The organism is Streptomyces sp. NPDC006512, assembly GCF_040611935.1.
Lineage (GTDB): Bacteria > Actinomycetota > Actinomycetes > Streptomycetales > Streptomycetaceae > Streptomyces.
On sequence record NZ_JBEXPG010000013.1, the window covers coordinates 42,132 to 59,426 of the forward strand.

At 73.2% G+C, this 17,295-nt stretch carries 13 protein-coding genes; 9 read left to right on the top strand and 4 right to left on the bottom strand.

Features of this window, described 5'->3' with window-relative positions; translation table 11 throughout:
- Positions 1–91 precede the first annotated feature (91 nt).
- Positions 92–841, top strand: a complete 750-nt coding sequence (locus ABZZ17_RS12030) for a transglycosylase family protein (RefSeq protein WP_356874746.1) — start codon at positions 92–94, stop codon at positions 839–841.
- A gap of 56 nt (positions 842–897) precedes the next feature.
- A complete protein-coding gene (locus ABZZ17_RS12035) occupies positions 898–1,875 on the top strand; it encodes a YafY family protein (RefSeq protein ID WP_356874748.1) in 978 nt (325 codons plus the stop codon).
- A gap of 334 nt (positions 1,876–2,209) precedes the next feature.
- Here ABZZ17_RS12035 and ABZZ17_RS12040 read toward each other — a convergent pair whose 3' ends face one another.
- Both ABZZ17_RS12040 and ABZZ17_RS12045 read right to left on the bottom strand, forming a co-directional pair.
- On the bottom strand, positions 2,210–3,283 hold the full coding sequence (locus ABZZ17_RS12040; protein WP_356874750.1) for a phosphatase PAP2 family protein: 1,074 nt from the start codon (positions 3,281–3,283) through the stop codon (positions 2,210–2,212).
- A 307-nt stretch (positions 3,284–3,590) separates the two neighbouring features.
- Positions 3,591–4,715: a glycosyltransferase family 39 protein gene (locus ABZZ17_RS12045; RefSeq protein WP_356874917.1), complete on the bottom strand. Its 1,125-nt coding sequence runs from the start codon at positions 4,713–4,715 to the stop codon at positions 3,591–3,593.
- A 376-nt stretch (positions 4,716–5,091) separates the two neighbouring features.
- Between ABZZ17_RS12045 and ABZZ17_RS12050 the strand changes: the two genes are divergently transcribed.
- A complete protein-coding gene (locus ABZZ17_RS12050) occupies positions 5,092–6,780 on the top strand; it encodes an MFS transporter (protein ID WP_356874919.1) in 1,689 nt (562 codons plus the stop codon).
- Positions 6,781–6,874: 94 nt separating this feature from the next.
- Entirely contained in the window at positions 6,875–8,077 is a 1,203-nt protein-coding gene (locus tag ABZZ17_RS12055) for an acyl-CoA dehydrogenase family protein (RefSeq protein ID WP_356874752.1), read from the top strand.
- A gap of 9 nt (positions 8,078–8,086) precedes the next feature.
- On the opposite strand, the gene sepF is transcribed toward ABZZ17_RS12055, so the two are convergent.
- On the bottom strand, positions 8,087–8,545 hold the full coding sequence (sepF, locus tag ABZZ17_RS12060) for a cell division protein SepF (RefSeq protein WP_356874754.1): 459 nt from the start codon (positions 8,543–8,545) through the stop codon (positions 8,087–8,089).
- A 286-nt stretch (positions 8,546–8,831) separates the two neighbouring features.
- Between sepF and ABZZ17_RS12065 the strand changes: the two genes are divergently transcribed.
- From ABZZ17_RS12065 to adhE, 4 genes are all read left to right on the top strand, one after another.
- Complete coding sequence (locus tag ABZZ17_RS12065) at positions 8,832–10,124, top strand: DUF5685 family protein (RefSeq protein WP_356874756.1); 1,293 nt, start codon at positions 8,832–8,834, stop codon at positions 10,122–10,124.
- 76 nt (positions 10,125–10,200) lie between these two features.
- Positions 10,201–11,022: a DUF1684 domain-containing protein gene (locus ABZZ17_RS12070; RefSeq protein ID WP_356874758.1), complete on the top strand. Its 822-nt coding sequence runs from the start codon at positions 10,201–10,203 to the stop codon at positions 11,020–11,022.
- A gap of 162 nt (positions 11,023–11,184) precedes the next feature.
- Positions 11,185–12,078: a S1 family peptidase gene (locus tag ABZZ17_RS12075; RefSeq protein ID WP_356874760.1), complete on the top strand. Its 894-nt coding sequence runs from the start codon at positions 11,185–11,187 to the stop codon at positions 12,076–12,078.
- A gap of 312 nt (positions 12,079–12,390) precedes the next feature.
- Positions 12,391–15,012: a bifunctional acetaldehyde-CoA/alcohol dehydrogenase gene (gene adhE, locus ABZZ17_RS12080; protein WP_356874762.1), complete on the top strand. Its 2,622-nt coding sequence runs from the start codon at positions 12,391–12,393 to the stop codon at positions 15,010–15,012.
- 84 nt (positions 15,013–15,096) lie between these two features.
- Here adhE and ABZZ17_RS12085 read toward each other — a convergent pair whose 3' ends face one another.
- Complete coding sequence (locus ABZZ17_RS12085; RefSeq protein ID WP_356874764.1) at positions 15,097–15,717, bottom strand: TetR/AcrR family transcriptional regulator; 621 nt, start codon at positions 15,715–15,717, stop codon at positions 15,097–15,099.
- Between the two features lie 143 nt (positions 15,718–15,860).
- Here ABZZ17_RS12085 and ABZZ17_RS12090 point away from each other — a divergent pair, with 143 nt between their 5' ends.
- Complete coding sequence (locus ABZZ17_RS12090) at positions 15,861–17,249, top strand: cytosine permease (protein ID WP_356874766.1); 1,389 nt, start codon at positions 15,861–15,863, stop codon at positions 17,247–17,249.
- The last annotated feature ends 46 nt before the right edge of the window (positions 17,250–17,295 follow it).

The window sequence follows — 17,295 nt, forward strand, 5'->3', positions numbered from 1 at the left end:
GTGGTGGCGGGCGGTGCGCCGTACGGGTGGGCCGCGCGGGCGCGCCGCGTGGCGGGGCGGGGGGCGGGCGGGGGCTGCGTAGCGTGAGCCGATGCCCGACCTCCGTCTCCGGATCCGGTGGGCCGCGGTCCGGGCCGCCGCCGCGCTGGCGCTCGTTCTCCCGTCGGGCGCCGCGGCGGCCGCCCCGGCCCCCGCCCCCCTCGCACCGCCGCCCCCGGCACCGGGACCCGCGGGCGCCGCGCACCCGGGATCGCCCGGGATGATCGGCAGCGGTCCGGGGGACTGCGGACCGGGCGGGGAATGGCCCTGGGACTGCGTGGCCGACTGCGAGAGCGGCGGACGCTGGGCGGTCAACACCGGCAACGGCTTCTACGGGGGACTGCAGTTCTGGCAGCCGACCTGGGAGGACCACGGCGGGCTCGCCTACGCGCCCCGAGCGGACCTCGCCACCCGGACCCAGCAGATCCGGGTGGCCGAGGACCTGCTCGGCACCCAGGGGTGGGATGCCTGGCCGGTGTGCTCGAAGCGGTACGGCCTGGCCGGCCGGATGCACGTGGTGCGGCCCGGGGACACGCTCGCCGCGATCGCGGGCAAGCGCCGGGTGCCGGGGGGCTGGCGGGCGCTCTACGAGGCCAACCGGAAGGTGATCGGGGAACGGCCGCAGCGCCTCGTGGTGGGGACCCTGCTGGCCCTGCCGCCCGGGCCAGCGCCCGCCCCCGAGCCGCAGACGCAGCCCGCTCCGGCGCCGGTACCCACCCCCGCTGCGCCGACCGCGGCGCCTCCTGGACCCGCGCCCGCACTCGCACCCGCGCCCGTACCCGGACCGGCGAACGCGCGCTGAGCCGCGGCGCCGGGGGCTGGACCGGGGGCGCCCCGGCGGTCGGCGAGACTACGGGGATGCTGGAGACCTCCGCACGACTGCTGCGCCTGCTGTCCCTGTTGCAGGCCCACCGCGAATGGACCGGGGCCGACCTGGCCGACCGGCTCGGCGTCACGCCGCGCACCGTGCGCCGCGACGTGGACCGGCTGCGCGAGCTGGGGTACCCGGTGAACGCCAGTCCCGGGACGGGTGGCGGGTACCAGCTGGGGGCGGGGGCCGAGCTGCCGCCGCTGCTCCTCGACGACGACGAGGCCGTCGCGGTGGCCGTGGGCCTGCGGACGGCGGCGGGCAACGGCGTCGAGGGGATCGGGGAGGCCTCCGTACGGGCGCTCGCCAAGCTGGAGCAGGTGCTGCCGTCGCGGCTGCGGCGACGGGTGTCGGCCCTCAACGAGTTCACCGTGCCGATGCTGCGCGGGCCCGCCCCCTCGGCCGTCGACCCGTCGGTGCTGACCGAGCTGGCCGCCGTGTGCCGGGACGGCGAGCGGCTGCGCTTCGGCTACCGCGACCACGAGGGCAACGTCAGCCGCCGCACCGTCGAACCGCACCGGCTGGTGTGCACCGAGCGGCGCTGGTACCTCGTCGCCTGGGACGTGGACCGGGAGGACTGGCGCACGTTCCGGGCGGACCGGATCGAGCCCCGGCCGCCGCACGGCCCGCGCTTCACCCCGCGCCCGGCGCCCGCCGAGGACCTGGCGGCGTACGTCTCCCGGGGGGTGTCGCAACGGGCGTACGCGGCCCAGGCGGTGGTGCGGCTGCGGATGCCGGCGCAGGAGGCGGCGCGGGTCATCGGCCCCTCGGACGGCGCGCTGGAACCGCTCGACGCGCACAGCTGCCTGCTGCGCACCGGGGCCGTCAGCCTCGACGTTCTGGTGATTCACCTCATGCTGCTCGGCTGTGAGTTCGAGGTGGTGGAGCCGGCCGAGCTGACCGGCCGGCTCCGGGCCGCGAGAGACCTTCTCGGCCGCGCACTGGAAGGCACAACGGACAAAAGGTGAGGGGGTCCGGCGGCTCTCCGAGCGGCGGGAGCCCGGCAATACCCGGGGGAATTCGACGGTTCTCGACCGGAATTCGAAAGGGACTCCGACCGCGTTGTGCGGGGGCCGGAAACAATGCCGCGCGCGCTCCCCGACGGCGGATCCCGGGCGGGGCGGCTCGGCCAATCGGCTGTCGACAACCCGTGACACAAGCGTGACCCGGTACGGAGGAACCTCCTGGCGTGACGCTGACGCGCCGGGCATATGAACGACGAAGGCGGGCCGGTCAGGTGAACCGGCCCGCCTCGTGTGCGCGGGGCAGGGGGTGTGCGTACCGCCTCCCGCGCGGGGTGCCTCAGCCGCCGGTGGCGGGCCGGGCCGCGGCCCCCCGGGCGGCGGTCCGCTCGGTGTGCGCCGGCCGGCGGCTGCCGGCGGGGGTGACCGGGGTGCGCTCGGAGCGGATCAGGTGCGGCCGGGCCGCGGGGTGCGCCGCGGGACGCGGCGCGGGGGAGTGCCCGGCGGTGGCCGCGGCCGCGGCGGTGGCTGCAGCGGCGGCGGGCGCGGGAGCCTGGGCCCCGGTCCCGGTGGCGCGTCGCGGCTGCCACTTCCCGCCCGCGGAGAGCAGCGGGGTGAGCGCCGCCGCGACCGGTTCGGAGATCCGGCCCTCCTCCAGCCGGCGCCGCAGCATCTCGCGCAGCTCGAAGACGTAGGCCTCGGCGCGGGCGATCAGCGGCTCGAACCACGGCAGCGCCAGCATGATCAGGATGCCGGCCGTCCAGCCGAGCAGGACGTCGGAGACCCAGTGCGTACCGAGGTACACGGTGGTGGCGCCGACGCTCAGCGAGACGACCGCGGAGACGATGGACAGCACCCGCCGGGTGACCGAGGTGGAGGCCAGGTAGGCCAGGATTCCCCAGGTCACGACGGCGTTGGCGGTGTGGCCGGAAGGAAATATATCGCCGCCCGCGAAGAGCTCGGCCGAGCCGATCTGGGTGGCGTAGTGGGGGCCGAGCCGGCCGAGGCCGAGCTTGACGGCGCCGACGGTGACGTTCAGGAGCAGCAGGGCCACGCCGAGCGTGATCAGCGGCCGGAGGGTGTGCTGGCGCCAGGAACGCCAGCCGAGCCAGGCCGCGACCATCACCGCGGTGGGTCCGCGCTGGCCGAGCACGACGAGGTAGTCGAGGAAGGCGTGCAGCTGCGGCCACTGCTCGTAGGGCCGGAAGAACATGATCTGCCAGTCCAGCCGGACGAGCCAGGACGTCATCAGCACGGCCACGACGATCGCGAGGTAGAAGGCGAGGGTCGAGGCGAGGAGCACGACGCGGTGCCGGCTCATCTGCGGCGTTTGCAGATGAGCCGGTCGCTCTGGTTCCCGGTCCAGCCGGGCGAACACCGGCTCCAGACGGGTCAGCAATTGGTCGGTACGCACTCAATCGACGTTACCGCGCGTCGAAGCGCGGCCCGGTCGAATCGCGGGCTTTGTGATGACCATGTGATGTGGAGTGCGTCTCACGCAGTACTTAATTCCCGTTATTCCGGCACCGGTTGGAACTCCGTGGATTCAACTCCCGTGGCTCCGGCCCCGTAATTATCTGCATACTTACGGGAGTCTTATTGCCGCAGGTCAATTCCTTTGCCCAATCATGGATTGGAATGATCCGTTCCGTGATCGCGGCCCCGGCGGTCCTCCGGCGGCCCCTTCCCGCGCCCTTCCCGCGCCCTTCCCGCGGCCCTCCCTACGGAGGCCCCGACCCGTTCAGCCAGAAGGCCCCGTACACCGCCGAGCACAGGGCCAGCGCCCCCAGCACCGCCGCCGCCCGCCGGGTCCGCCACCGGCCCAGCGCCACCGCCACCGGCAGCAGCAGCGGGAACGCCGGCAGCAGCAGCCGGGGCTTGGAGCCGAAGTACCCGGAGGCGCACAGGGCCAGCGCCACCACGATCCCGCAGTACACGAGCAGCGCGGCGGGCTGCCGCTGCCGTACGCACAGCCGGTACAGCCACAGCACCAGCAGCACCCCGACGATCAGCCCGACCCCGGCGAGGAAGGCCGGGGAGGCCAGCCGCGCCCCGACGAAGCGGGCGAAGGCCCAGCCCCCGTCGAAGCCGTTGCCCCAGCCGGCCTGCACGTCCAGGTACCCCAGCAGGCCGCCGCCGGTCCGGTGTCCCACCCACAGCACGTACGCCGCCGCGCCCAGCGGGGCCAGCAGCACCCCGGCGGCCGTCCGCCAGGACCGCTCCCCGCGCCGCCACGCCAGGGCGGCCGCCACCCAGAGCGCCGCGACGACGGCGGCGCCGACCGGGCGGGTCAGTCCGGCCGCGGCCGCGAGCAGGCCCGCCGTGATCCAGTGCCCGCGCAGCACCCCGTACAGCGCCCAGGCGGCCAGGGCCGTGAAGAGGGCCTCGCTGTAGGCCATGGACTGCACGACGGCGACGGGCAGCGCCGCCCAGAGCGCGACCGCGAGGATCCCGGCGCGGCGCCCGTACAGCAGTGCGGCCACCGCGAAGATCCCCCAGGCGGCGGCGAGCCCCGCCAGCACCGAGACCACCAGGCCCGCCGAGCCGTACGAGAGCCCCGTGACCGCCGCCACCAGCCGCTCCAGCCACGGCAGCAGCGGGAAGAAGGCCAGGTTGGAATGGACGGCCCCGCTCGGCAGGACCACCTCGTACCCGTACCCCTCGGCGGCGATCCGGGCGTACCAGAGCGAATCCCAGCGGGCCGAGAGCAGGGTGTGGGGACTGCTGTCCGCCACCGCCCCCCACACCGAGAGGACGGCGAGGCCGAGCAGCCGGACCGCCGCGAAGACCGCCAGCGCCGGCGCGGCCCGCCGCAGCCCGGGGGCCGCCACCGGCACGTCGTTCACATCGTTCTCAGGGATCAGGGGCGCGTCTCTCACCCGCACAGTCTCGCGGGCCCGGCCGTCGGCGGCTCCGCCGCCCGGCCGGACCGGACCGGACGGAACCACGCAAAGTGAACGGCCGTGTACACGGAGGGAAGGCGGACGGAGGACGGCCGGAGGGAGGAGGGGAGCGAGTGGCGCACACCACACGGCGGCCGCCGCCGCGATGAGAGCTTGACCACGTGTCGGACACGCGAACTCGCGTACGCTGACCCTTCACTCGCGTGTCGATGCCGGACCCCGTTGGACGCCGCAAGCGCACCACCCGCGGCGGGCCGACGACGCAGGTCCGCCGAGTGCGAGGGATCACCTGGGAGGTACATGCATGTCGGGGACGAACATGACCGGCGACAGGACCCCTTCCCTCCGGCAGCGGATCGGCGCGGCCTCCGGTGGGGCGAACCGCTGGCTGGTCCTCGCGGTCCTGTGCGTCAGCCTGGTGCTCGTCGCGCTCGACGCGACGATCCTGCACGTCGCCGTCCCCTCCGTCACCGAGGACCTGCGCCCCGGCCCGATCGAGCTCCTGTGGATCGTCGACGCCTACCCGCTGGTCTGCGCCGCGCTCCTGATCCTCTTCGGCACCCTCGGAGACCGCGTCGGCCGCCGCAGGATCCTGCTCCTCGGCTACGGGCTCTTCGGCGTGGCCTCCGCCATCGCGGCCCTCGCCGACAACGCGCAGGTCCTGATCGCCGCGCGCGCCCTGCTCGGCATCGGCGGCGCGATGATCATGCCCGCCACCCTGTCGATCCTGCGCCAGGTCTTCCCCGACCGGCGCGAGCGGGCGCTGGCCATCGGCATCTGGACCGCCGTCGCCGCGATCGGCGCGGCCAGCGGCCCCGTACTCGGCGGATTCCTCGTCCAGCACTTCTGGTGGGGCTCCGTCTTCCTGATCAACATCCCGCTGATGGCCCTGATCCTGCCGCTCGGCCGCTGGCTGCTCCCCGAGTCCAAGGGCTCCTCGGACGGACCCTGGGACGTCCTCGGCGCCCTGATGGCCGCCGCCGGTGTGCTCGGATCGGTCCTCGGCATCAAGCGGATCGGCGCCGAACGCCACCTCGCGGACCCCCAGGCGCTGGTCCCGCTGGTGATCGGCGTGACCCTGCTGATCCTCTTCGTACGCCGCCAGAAGCGGCGCGAGCACCCGCTGATCGACATGCGGATGTTCTCCCGGGCCGCCTTCTCCACCTCCGTCGGCTGCATCGTGCTGGCCATGCTGGCCCTGGTCGGCCTGGAGCTCATCGCCGTCCAGTACCTCCAGCTGGTGCTGCACCTGACCCCGCTGGAGACCGGCCTGCGGCTGCTGCCGCTCACCTTCGCCGCGATGGCCGCGGGCGCCACCGGCTCGTACACCCTCCAGCGCGTCGGGCCCCGCACGATGGTCTCGCTGGGCTTCCTGCTCACCGCCGGCGCCGTGCTGCTGCTGACGCTGATGGGCCAGCAGGACCGGCCCGTGCTGCTGACCGCGGGCTTCATCCTGCTCGGCTTCGGCCTCCAGACCACGCTGTTCGCCGCCTACGAGTCCATGCTGAGCGAGGCCCCGGCGGCCACCGCCGGCGGCGCGGCCTCCATAGGCGAGACCTCGTACCAGCTCGGCGCGGGCATGGGCATCGCCCTGCTCGGCAGCGTCATGAACGCCGCCTACGCGCCCGGTCTCCTCGGGATCCCCGGAGTCTCCGCCGCCGAGTCGGCGGGCGCCGCGCACTCCCTCGGCGAGGCCTACCAGATCGCCGCGCAGCTCGGCGGCCCGGCGGGGGAGTCCCTGTACGCCGCCGCCCGGCACTCCTTCGTCCACGGGCTGCACGTCACCCTCGTCGTCAGCGCCGGCCTGCTGCTCGCGGGCGCCGTCATGGCGCTCAAGCTGCCGCGCACCATGGACACCGCGCCGGCGGCCGACGAGCCCGCCGAGCAGTCCGTACGCCTCCCCGCGCAGGCATCCGGCCCGGCCGCTCCCGCCGGCGCGCGGATCCCCGGTCCGGCGCAGGCCGAGTGCGACCGGGCCGTCGGCGGGGCGTCCGGCCGCACCGCCTGACGGCCCGCCCCGAAGACGGGGGTGGACCCGGGGCCCGACCGGCGACAAACTTGCACCGCTAGGTTTCGCCCACGTGCCTGCCGGGAGGCCCCTCTTGTCCGCCTCGTCTGCGTCCTCCGCGTCGAAGACCCCCTTCGTCCCCACCGATCCGCTCGGGCTCGACGAGCTGCTCGGCCCCGAGGACCTCGCCGTCCGCGACACGGTCCGCTCCTGGGCCGCCGACCGGGTCCTGCCGCACATCGCGCAGTGGTACGAGGACGGCGAGCTCCCCGGCATCCGCGAGCTGGCCCGTGAGCTCGGCTCGATCGGCGCCCTCGGGATGTCCCTGGAGGGCTACGGGTGCGCCGGCTCCAGCGCCGTCCAGTACGGCCTGGCCTGCCTGGAGCTGGAGGCCGCCGACTCCGGGATCCGCTCGCTGGTCTCCGTACAGGGCTCGCTGGCCATGTACGCGATCTGGAAGTACGGCTCCGAGGAGCAGAAGCAGCGCTGGCTGCCCGGCATGGCGGCCGGCGAGCTGATCGGCTGCTTCGGGCTGACCGAGCCCGACGTGGGCTCCGACCCGGCGGCCATGCGCACGTACGCGAAGCGGGACGGCACCGACTGGGTGCTGAACGGCCGCAAGATGTGGATCACCAACGGCTCGGTGGCCTCCGTCGCCGTGGTCTGGGCGCAGACCGACGAGGGGATCCGCGGCTTCGCCGTCCCCACGGACTCGGCAGGCTTTTCGGCGCCGGAGATCAAGCACAAGTGGTCCCTGCGCGCCTCGGTGACCAGTGAACTCGTCATGGACGACGTACGGCTGCCCGCGGACGCGGTCCTGCCGGGCGTCACCGGGCTCAAGGGGCCGCTGGGCTGCCTCAGCCACGCGCGGTACGGGATCATCTGGGGTTCCATGGGCGCGGCGCGCGCCAGCTTCGAGTCGGCGCTCGACTACGCGAGGACGCGGGAGCAGTTCGGCAAGCCGATCGGCGGCTTCCAGCTCACCCAGGCCAAGCTCGCGGACATGGCGCTGGAACTCCACAAGGGCATCCTGCTCGCCCACCACCTGGGCCGGCGCATGGACGCGGGCACTCTGCGGCCGGAGCAGATCAGCTTCGGCAAGCTCAACAACGTCCGCGAGGCCATCGACATCTGCCGCACCGCGCGGACCGTCCTCGGGGCCAACGGGATCTCCCTGGAGTACCCCGTCATGCGGCACGCCACCAACCTCGAATCGGTGCTCACCTACGAGGGCACCGTGGAGATGCACCAGCTGGTGCTGGGCAAGGCGCTCACCGGGCTGGACGCCTTCCGGTGAGAGCCCCGCTCAGCTCTGGTTGAAGAAGTCGCGCGAGCGGCCGCCCGCTTCACCGTTGACGATCTGGGTGTCGGCCGGGGTCAGGAGGAAGACCCTGGTCGCCACCCGCTCGATCGAACCGCGCAGTCCGAAGGTCAGGCCCGCCGCGAAGTCGACGACCCGCTTCGCGTCGCCCGGGTCCATCGACGACAGGTTCACGATGACCGGGACGCCCTCGCGGAACAGCTCGCCGATGCCGCGGGCGTCACGGAAGCCGTCCGGGGTCACGGTCGCGATGCGCCGGCCCTGCTCGACGGCGGACTCGGAGGCCACCTTCACACGGGGGTCGGTGACCCACTGGTCACCGGGGCCGGAGACCGTGCCCTGCTGGCGCTCCACCGCCTCCGCGTAGTCGTCGTCGTAGTACCGCTCGTCGTCGCTGTCCTCTACGAGACCCAACCAGGCACTCGCCTTGCGTACCGAACCCATGGACGCCTCCTTTCACCGTGGCCAGTCTGTCTTCTTCTCCGCTGCCCCTATGGTCGTCCATGATGCTGACAACGCGCCAAGTGGATAGTCGCCGCGCAGGGGTTTCGTGACGGGACTGGTGCAGAACATCCGTTGCACGGTCAAGGATTCAGAGCGGCTGCCGCTGCTGTCTGAGTGAAAATACGACCGCCGCCGCCGTCCGGGTGAGCGGTTGGGGCGGACGAGTGAACGACCTGGCTGGATACGATGCCCCGGAAACGCGCGGATCACACACGGGGGAAACGGATTGTTCGGCATCGTCAGACCTTGCACGCACCGGCTCGGCGAGCGGTTCAAAACGGAGTGGATGGCCCATCTGTGCGGGCTCTGCCTGGCACTTCGCGGCGACCACGGACAGTTCGCCCGCATCGTCACCAACTACGACGGGCTGCTCGTCTCCGTCCTGACGGAGGCTCAGTCCGGACCGCTGCCCGGTGCGCGGCGCACCGCGGGGCCCTGCCCGCTGCGCGGCATGCGGACCGCCCCCGTGGCGAACGGCGAGGGGGCCAGGCTCGCGGCCGCGGTCTCGCTCGTACTGGCGTCCGCGAAGGTGCGCGACCACGTGGCCGACCGCGACGGGCTGTTGGCGCGGGCCCCGATCGCCGCCGCCGCGCGCAAGGTGGCCCGGGGCTGGGACCGGGCCGGCGCCCGCACCGGGGCCTCGCTCGGCTTCGACACGGCCGTGCTCGTGGACGCCGTGGACCGGCAGGGCGGCATCGAGACCCTGGCCGGGACCGGCACGTCCGTGCTGGTGGTGACCGAGCCGACGGAGACCGCGACCGCGGCCGCCTTCGCGCATACCGCGGTCCTCGCGGGCCGGCCAGGCAACGGCCCCGCGCTCGCCGAGGCCGGCCGGTACTTCGGGCGGCTCGCGCACCTGCTGGACGCGGTCGAGGACCAGGCCGCCGACGCCGCGGCGGGCGCCTGGAACCCGCTCACCGCCACCGGGACCTCCCTGGCCGAGGCGCGGCGGCTGTGCGACGACGCGCTGCACGGGATACGCCTGGCGCTGCGCGAGGCGGAGTTCGCCGACGCGGGCCTCGCCCACCGGTTGCTGGTGCACGAGCTGCGCACCTCGGTGGACCGCGCCTTCGGGACCAGCGCCTGCGGGCACACCGCGACCGCCTCCGCCGGCCAGGACGGCGGCCCGTACGGGGCAGGCCCGTACGCGGGCGGCCCGGAGGTGGGCGGGAACCCCTACGGGGGCGGTCCCTACGGCAGCAATCCCTACGCCCCCGGAGCCCCGCAGGCTCCGCAGGCACCGGGCGGGCCGGGCGGGCCGCCGCCCATCTGGCCCGGTGGCGGCGGCGGTGGCGGCGGCCTGCCCCCGCAGCGGCCGCGCCGCGGGCTGCTCGCCGGCTGCGCGGTGGCGATCGGGCTGTTCTGCACCTGCCAGCTGTGCTGCACCGAGCACGACGGCCCCTGGTCGCGGGAGAAGCGCGACCCGTGGTGCGATGCCGGTGACTGCTGCGACGGCTGCGACTGCTGTAGCAATTGCGGCTGCGACGACTGCTGCTGCTGTCCCTGCGACGGCTGCTGAGCCCCTTTCAGGTCCGCGCGCCCGGACGGCGTACCGGTGGATTCCCGTCCGGGCCCGTGTGGAAGGGTTGAGCGGCATGAGTGACGATGACGCCGCCACGGCCTGGCAGGAGTGGCACGAGCACCGGGTGGCCACCGTTTCCGGCCCCTACGGACCCCTCGCCCTGACCGGGACCCACTGGCTCTCCGAGGCGGGCGACGAGCACCCGGAAGGTCGAATTCCGGCCGTTCCGGGGCGCTGGCGCGCCACCGACGGCGGCGTCCTGCTGAGCGCCGCCGCCGAGGACGGCCTCACGCTCGACGGCGAGCCGTTCACGGGGGACGCCGTCCTCGGCGCCGACGAGGGCCGGCCCGCGGACTCCCGGGTCGGTGCCGGGGACGTACGGCTCGTCGTGATCCGCCGGGAGGGGGAATGGGCGCTGCGCGTCTACGATCCCGCCTCGCCCGCCCGGCGGGCCTTCGCCGGGATCGAAGCCACCCCGTACGACCCCGCCTTCGCGCTGCCCGGCCGCTTCCGCCCGTACGGCGAGGACCGGACCGTCCAGGTGGAGAACGCCGACGGGCGGGAACGCGGGCTCGGACTCGGGGGCGAGCTGAGCTTCTCGTACGAAGGGAGCCCCCACACCCTCCAGGTCGCCGTGGACGGCGAGGACGGCAGCCTCTGGGCCGTCTTCGCCGACACCACCGGCGGCCGTTCCAGCTACCGCTTCCGCTTCCTGCGGCCCGGAACCCCGGCCGCCGACGGGGCCGTCACCGTCGACCTCAACCGGGCCCTGCTCCCGCCCTGCGCCTTCGCGGACCACTTCGTCTGCCCGTTCCCGCCGCCCGGCAACACCCTGCCCTTCGCGGTCGCGGCGGGCGAGCGACGGCTGAAAGGCGCCCTTGCCGCCGGTAACTGACGCCAGGACACTCCCGTCAGCGTCATCCGGCGGACTTGTCAGGGGCACGGCGAAAGTGTGCGGGGCGGAACCCCGCGCCCAGGCCCTGCCCCCACCGCCGCTCACGGGCTCCGGCACCCCCACGACCGCCGGGCCCCCGACCCCCCATCGGGAGGACGTGCAGTGAGGATCAACCGCATCACCCGTGTCAGGCTGCTCGCGGCGGCCACCGGCCTGGCCGCCGTCGCCGCACTCGCCGCCCCCACGGCCGCCAGCGCCGCCGCACCCGACCCCACCGACAACGGCTTCAGCGCCGCCCGGCTCGCCGCCGCCGAGGCCTCGGTGCTGCGCGCCGACGTGGCCGGTACCGCCTGGCACACCGACCCCGCCACCGGCACCCTCGTGGTCACCGCCGACTCCACCGTCAGCGCCGCCGACCTGACCAGAATCCGCCGCGGGGCCGGAGCCGACGCGCAAGCCCTGCGCATCGAGCGCACCCCGGGCAAGCTGACGAAGCTGGCCTCCGGCGGCGACGCCATCTACGCCAGCAGCTGGCGCTGCTCGCTCGGCTTCAACGTGCGCAGCGGCAGCAACTACTACGCCCTCACCGCCGGCCACTGCACCGACGGCGCCGGCACCTGGTGGACCAACTCCGCCAAGACCAACGTGCTCGGCTCCACCACCGGCTCCAGCTTCCCGACCAACGACTACGGCCTGATCAAGTACGCCAGCAACTCGCCCGTACCGCCGGGCACCGTCGGCAGCCAGGACATCACCAGCGCGGTCAACGCCACCGTGAACATGTCCGTCACCCGGCGCGGCTCCACCACCGGCATCCACAGCGGCCGGGTGACCGGCCTCAACGCCACCGTCAACTACGGCGGCGGCGACGTGGTCTACGGAATGATCAAGACCAACGTGTGCGCCGAACCCGGCGACAGCGGCGGCCCGCTCTACTCCGGCACCCGCGCCGTCGGTCTCACCTCCGGCGGCAGCGGCAACTGCTCCTCGGGTGGAACCACCTACTTCCAGCCCGTCGTGGAGGCCCTGAACGCCTACGGGGTCAGCGTCTACTGATCCACGCGCCCCCCGTCACGCCCCTGGACGTCCTCCCGCCTTCCGGGAGGGCGTCCAGGGGCCCGTGTGCGCGGGGGCCGTCTGGGACGGCCATAGGGTGCACTCCGGGAATTTCTTGTGAAAGTTTTCACAAGCGCGCAGGGGTCCTAGGTCCCTCGCCATTTCCGCAGGTCACGCACCTGTTGGCGAGGGAGCGGGCGGGGGTGAAGGGTCCTTCGGCCCGCCTGGGCAGGGCTTTTTCGGCGCCACCGCTTCCGCTTTCGGGTGTCGAATTGAGACATCAGGAAAAGGCCGAAACGAAGGAGTCGTGCCATGCGGGCCAACGAGACGGTGGACGGACTGGTCCAAAGGGCGCTCCGGGCGCTCGGCCGGTTCGAGTCGTTCAACCAGGAGCAGGTCGACCACATCGTCAAGAAGGCCTCCCTCGCCGCGCTGAGCCGGCACGGCGACCTCGCCGGGCTCGCGGTCGAGGAGACCGGCCGCGGTCTCTTCGAGGACAAGGCCGTCAAGAACCTCTTCGCCTGCGAACACGTCGTGAACTCGATGCGCGGGCTGAAGACCGCCGGCGTCATCCGCCGCGACGAGCTGAACGGCATCACCGAGATCGCCGAACCCGTCGGCGTCGTCTGCGCGATGACCCCGGTCACCAACCCGACCTCGACCACGGTCTTCAAGGCGCTGATCGCCCTGAAGACCCGCAACCCCATCATCTTCGCCTTCCACCCCTCCGCGCAGAACTGCTCCGCCGAGGCCGCCCGCATCGTGCGCGACGCCGCCGTGGCCGCCGGGGCACCGGAGGACTGCGTGCAGTGGGTCGAGCAGCCCTCCATGGAGGCCACCGGCGCCCTGATGAACCACCCGGGGGTCTCCACCATCCTCGCCACCGGCGGCAACGCCATGGTCAAGGCCGCCTACTCCTGCGGGAAGCCGGCCCTCGGCGTCGGCGCGGGCAACGTCCCGGCGTACGTCCACAAGAGCGCCAAGCTGGGCCGCGCGATCCACGACATCGTGCTCTCCAAGGCCTTCGACAACGGCATGATCTGCGCCTCCGAGCAGGCCGTCATCCTGGACGCGGAGATCTACGAGCAGGGCATCGCCGAGTTCCGGCGGCTGGGCGCCCACGTGGTGAGCGCCGCCGAGAAGACCAAGCTGGAGCAGTTCGTCTTCGGCACGACGGCCCACGCCGCCGACTGCCCGGCCGCCAGGCTCAACCCGGCGGTCGTCGGCAAGTCCCCGCGGTGGATCGCCGAGCAGGCCGGGTTCACCGTCCCCGAAGGCACTTCGATCCTCCTCGCGGAGTGCGGCGAGGTCGGCGAGGGCGAGCCGCTGACCCGCGAGAAGCTCTCTCCGGTGCTGGCCGCCCTCAAGGCCTCGGACACCGCGCACGGGCTCGAACTGGCCGCCGCCATGGTCGAGTTCCACGGTCTCGGCCACAGCGCCGCCATCCACGCCGAGGACGAGGCCCTCGTCGAGGAGTTCGGCCGCAAGGTCAAGGCGGTCCGCGTCATCGCCAACGCGCCCTCCACCTTCGGCGGCATCGGCGACGTCTACAACGCCTTCCTCCCCTCGCTGACCCTCGGCTGCGGCTCGTACGGCCACAACTCCGTGTCCGCCAACGTCACCGCGGTGAACCTGGTCAACGTCAAGCGGATCGGACGGCGCAACAACAACATGCAGTGGTTCAAGGTCCCGCCCAAGATCTACTTCGAGCGCAACTCCATCCGCTACCTCGGCGAGATGGAGGGCATCGGCCGGGTCTCGATCGTCACCGACAAGACGATGGTCGCCCTCGGCTTCGTCCGGAAGGTCACCGACATCCTGCACGCCCGCGAAGGCGCCGTCGCCGTCCAGGTGATCGACGACGTCGAACCCAACCCGGAGCTCTCCACCGTCCGGGCCGGCGCGGCGCTGATGCGGGACTTCCGGCCCGACACGATCATCGGCCTCGGCGGCGGCTCCCCGATGGACGCCGCGAAGATCATGTGGCTGATGTACGAGCACCCGGAAGTCGAGTTCGCGGACACCAAGGAGAAGTTCTTCGACGTCCGCAAGCGCGCCTACACCTTCCCCCCACTGGGCGGGAAGGCCAGGATGGTCGCCATCCCGACCACCTCCGGCACCGGCTCCGAGGTCACCCCCTTCGCCGTCATCTCCGACCCGGCCGCCGCCCAGAAGTACCCGCTGGCCGACTACGCGCTGACCCCGGACGTGGCCATCGTCGACCCGGTCCTGCCCATGGGGCTGCCGCCGACCGTCACCGCGGACTCCGGCTTCGACGCCCTGACCCACGCCACCGAGGCGTACGTGTCCGCCTACTCCAACGACTACACCGACGGCCTCTGCCTCCAGGCCGTCAGGCTGATCTTCGAGAACCTCCAGCGGTGCGTCGTCGACGGCCCGAACGACCCCGAGGCCCGCGAGAAGATGCACAACGCCTCGACGGTCGCGGGCATGGCCTTCGCCAACGCCTTCCTCGGCCTCGTGCACGCCATGGCCCACACCCTCGGCAACACCTTCAAGGTCGCCCACGGCCGGACCAACGCGATCCTGCTGCCCCACGTGATCCGCCACAACGGAACCGTCTCGCACAAGGCCACCCCGTGGCCCAAGGCCGAGGTCTACCGGGCGCCGGAGCGCTACCAGGAGATCGCGAGGATGCTCGGCCTGCCGGCCGCCACCCCGGCCGAGGGCGTCGAGTCCTACGCCCGTGCCGTCGAGGACCTGCGCACCCGGTGCGGGATCCCCGCCTCCTTCGCCGAGGAGGGCGTGGACGAGCGGGCCTTCATCGAGGCCCTGCCGGCCCAGGCCATGAACGCGTACGCCGACCAGTGCGCCCCCGCCAACCCGCGGATGCCGATGATCGACGACATGGAGCGGCTGATGCGGCAGGCGTACTACGGCAACGCCGAGGGCGCTCCCGCCGGGAAGGAATGACGCCACCCGCCCCCCGCCGGGGGCGGCAGGAGGACGGCCCGTCCGGGCCCGCGGGGCCCGGGCGGGCCGCTCCCGTACGCGCGCCTACGCGGGCGGCACCCGCAGCGGGGCCGGGATCAGCAGGGCCGCCGCCGAGCGGGCCTGTTCCAGCGCCCGGGCGCGGTCCGCGCCGCGCTGGCCGAGCACCACGCGGGTGCTCAGCCCGTCCAGCAGGGCGAGCAGCTCCGAGGCGCGGGCGGGCACGTCCAGCGGGGCGAAGCGGCCCTGCTCCACGCCCCGGGTCAGCAGCGCCTCCAGGTCCTGTTGCCAGCCCTCGTCGATCTCCTCCTGGGCGGCCTTGAGCGGCTCGTTGGAGGCGGTGCGGGCCCACAGCTCGATCCACAGGGTCCAGCGGGGGTCGCGCGGGCCCTCGGGGAGGTAGAGCTCCAGGTAGAGGGCGAGTTTGCGAGGGGCGGGCGACCGGCGCGCGAGCAGCGCGCGGCGTTCGACGGCCAGCTGGTCCTCGCTCCATCGCAGGGCCTCCAGCAGGAGCCGGTCCTTGCTGCCGAAGTAGTACAGGATGTGGCCGCCGCTGGTGCCGAGCCGCTCGGCCAGCGCGGACATCGTGAGGGTGGCGAGTCCGTCCTCGGCGATCGCCGCCATGGCCTCTTCGAGCATGCGTTCCTGGGCGATCTGCCCGTCCCGCCGCCGTGCCGCTCCCGCCACCGGTCCCCGCCTTCCCGATCTTCCCTGGCCAGACCTTATCCCGGACAGGGTCTTGACGAGGTCCGCTTCGGCGGCGCATCTTGAATGCCATTCAAGAACCTAGAACGTCATTCAAGGTTTGCGTCCAGAGTCAGGGGTCCGCCATGGGGCAGCAGGAGACAGCCGACGTCGACGAGGTGTTCCGGGTCGAGACCCACGGGATCGACCCCATCCCCGACGCCGAGCGCCACGGCAGCGCCAAGGACCTCTTCTGGCTCTGGTTCGGCTCCAACCTCACCTTCACCTACGTGATCAACGGCGCCCTCGCCGTGGCCTTCGGACTGTCCTTCTGGCAGGCCACCGCCGTGGTCGTGGTCAGCGGGCTGTCCTTCTTCGCCGTCAGCGCCGCCGGACTCAGCGGCATCCGCACCGGCACCGCCACCCTGGTCATCTCCCGCGCCGCCTTCGGAGTCCGCGGGAACTTCCCGGCCGGCGTCCTCAACTGGGTGGTGAGCATCGGCTACACCATCGTCAACACCGTGGTCGGCACGCTGGCCCTGGAGGTCTTCCTCGCCGAGGCCGGCCTCGGCGGCGGCACCGCCGTCCGCGCCCTCGCGCTGACCGTCACCCTCGCCCTGACCTTCGCCGTCGCCATGTGGGGCCACGCCACCGTGCAGTTCGCCGAACGCTGGATGGCCTACGTCCTCGCCGCCGGCTTCGGCGTCCTGCTCCTCTTCGTGCTGCCCGGCGCCGACACCTCCGCCCCGGCCGCCGCCCCCGGCCTGTCCGGCTGGAGCCTCGCCTTCGTCGTCATGCTCGCCGGGCCGTTCTCGTACCTGCCGATGCCCGCCGACTACACCCGCTACCTGCCCCGGACCACCACGCTCAAGTCGATCACCTGGAGCGGAGCGCTCGGCGGCTTTGTCTCCTCCGTGGCCCTGGGCGTCGCGGGCGTCGCCGCCGCCACCCAGACCGACATGACCGACGCCGTCGCCGGGGCCGAGGGCCTGCTGCCCGGCTGGTTCCAGCCGCTGTTCCTGGCCCTCGTGCTCGGCGGCTCCGTCACCAACTCGATCATCACCCTCTACTCCTCCAGCCTGAACCTCCAGGTCCTCGGCATCCCCTGGAGCCGCGCCCGGGCCATCGTGATCAGCGCCGCGGTCACCGCCGCGGGCTCGCTCGCCGCCCTCTTCCTCACCGACTTCACCACCTCCCTCCTCTCCTTCCTCTCGCTGCTGATCATCGTGTTCGCCCCCTGGGGCGGGGTCTTCCTCGCCGACATGCTGCTGCGCCGCTGCCACTACGACGCCGACGCGCTGCACGCCGGGAGCGCGGGTGCCTACTGGTACCGCGCCGGCTACCACCCCGCCGGCCTCGCCGCCCTCCTCGCAGGCATGGTCTTCTCCGCCCTGACCTGCGACTCCGCCCTGTGGACCGGGCCGCTGGTCGCCCCGCTCGGCGGCGCCGACCTCACCCTGCTCGGCGCGGTCGTCTCCGGACTCGCGTACGCGGCCCTGGTCCGGCGCGTCCCCGCGTACGCCCCGGCCGTCTGACCCCGCCCCCCGCCCCACATCCACCGTCACCCCACCGCACAGGAGC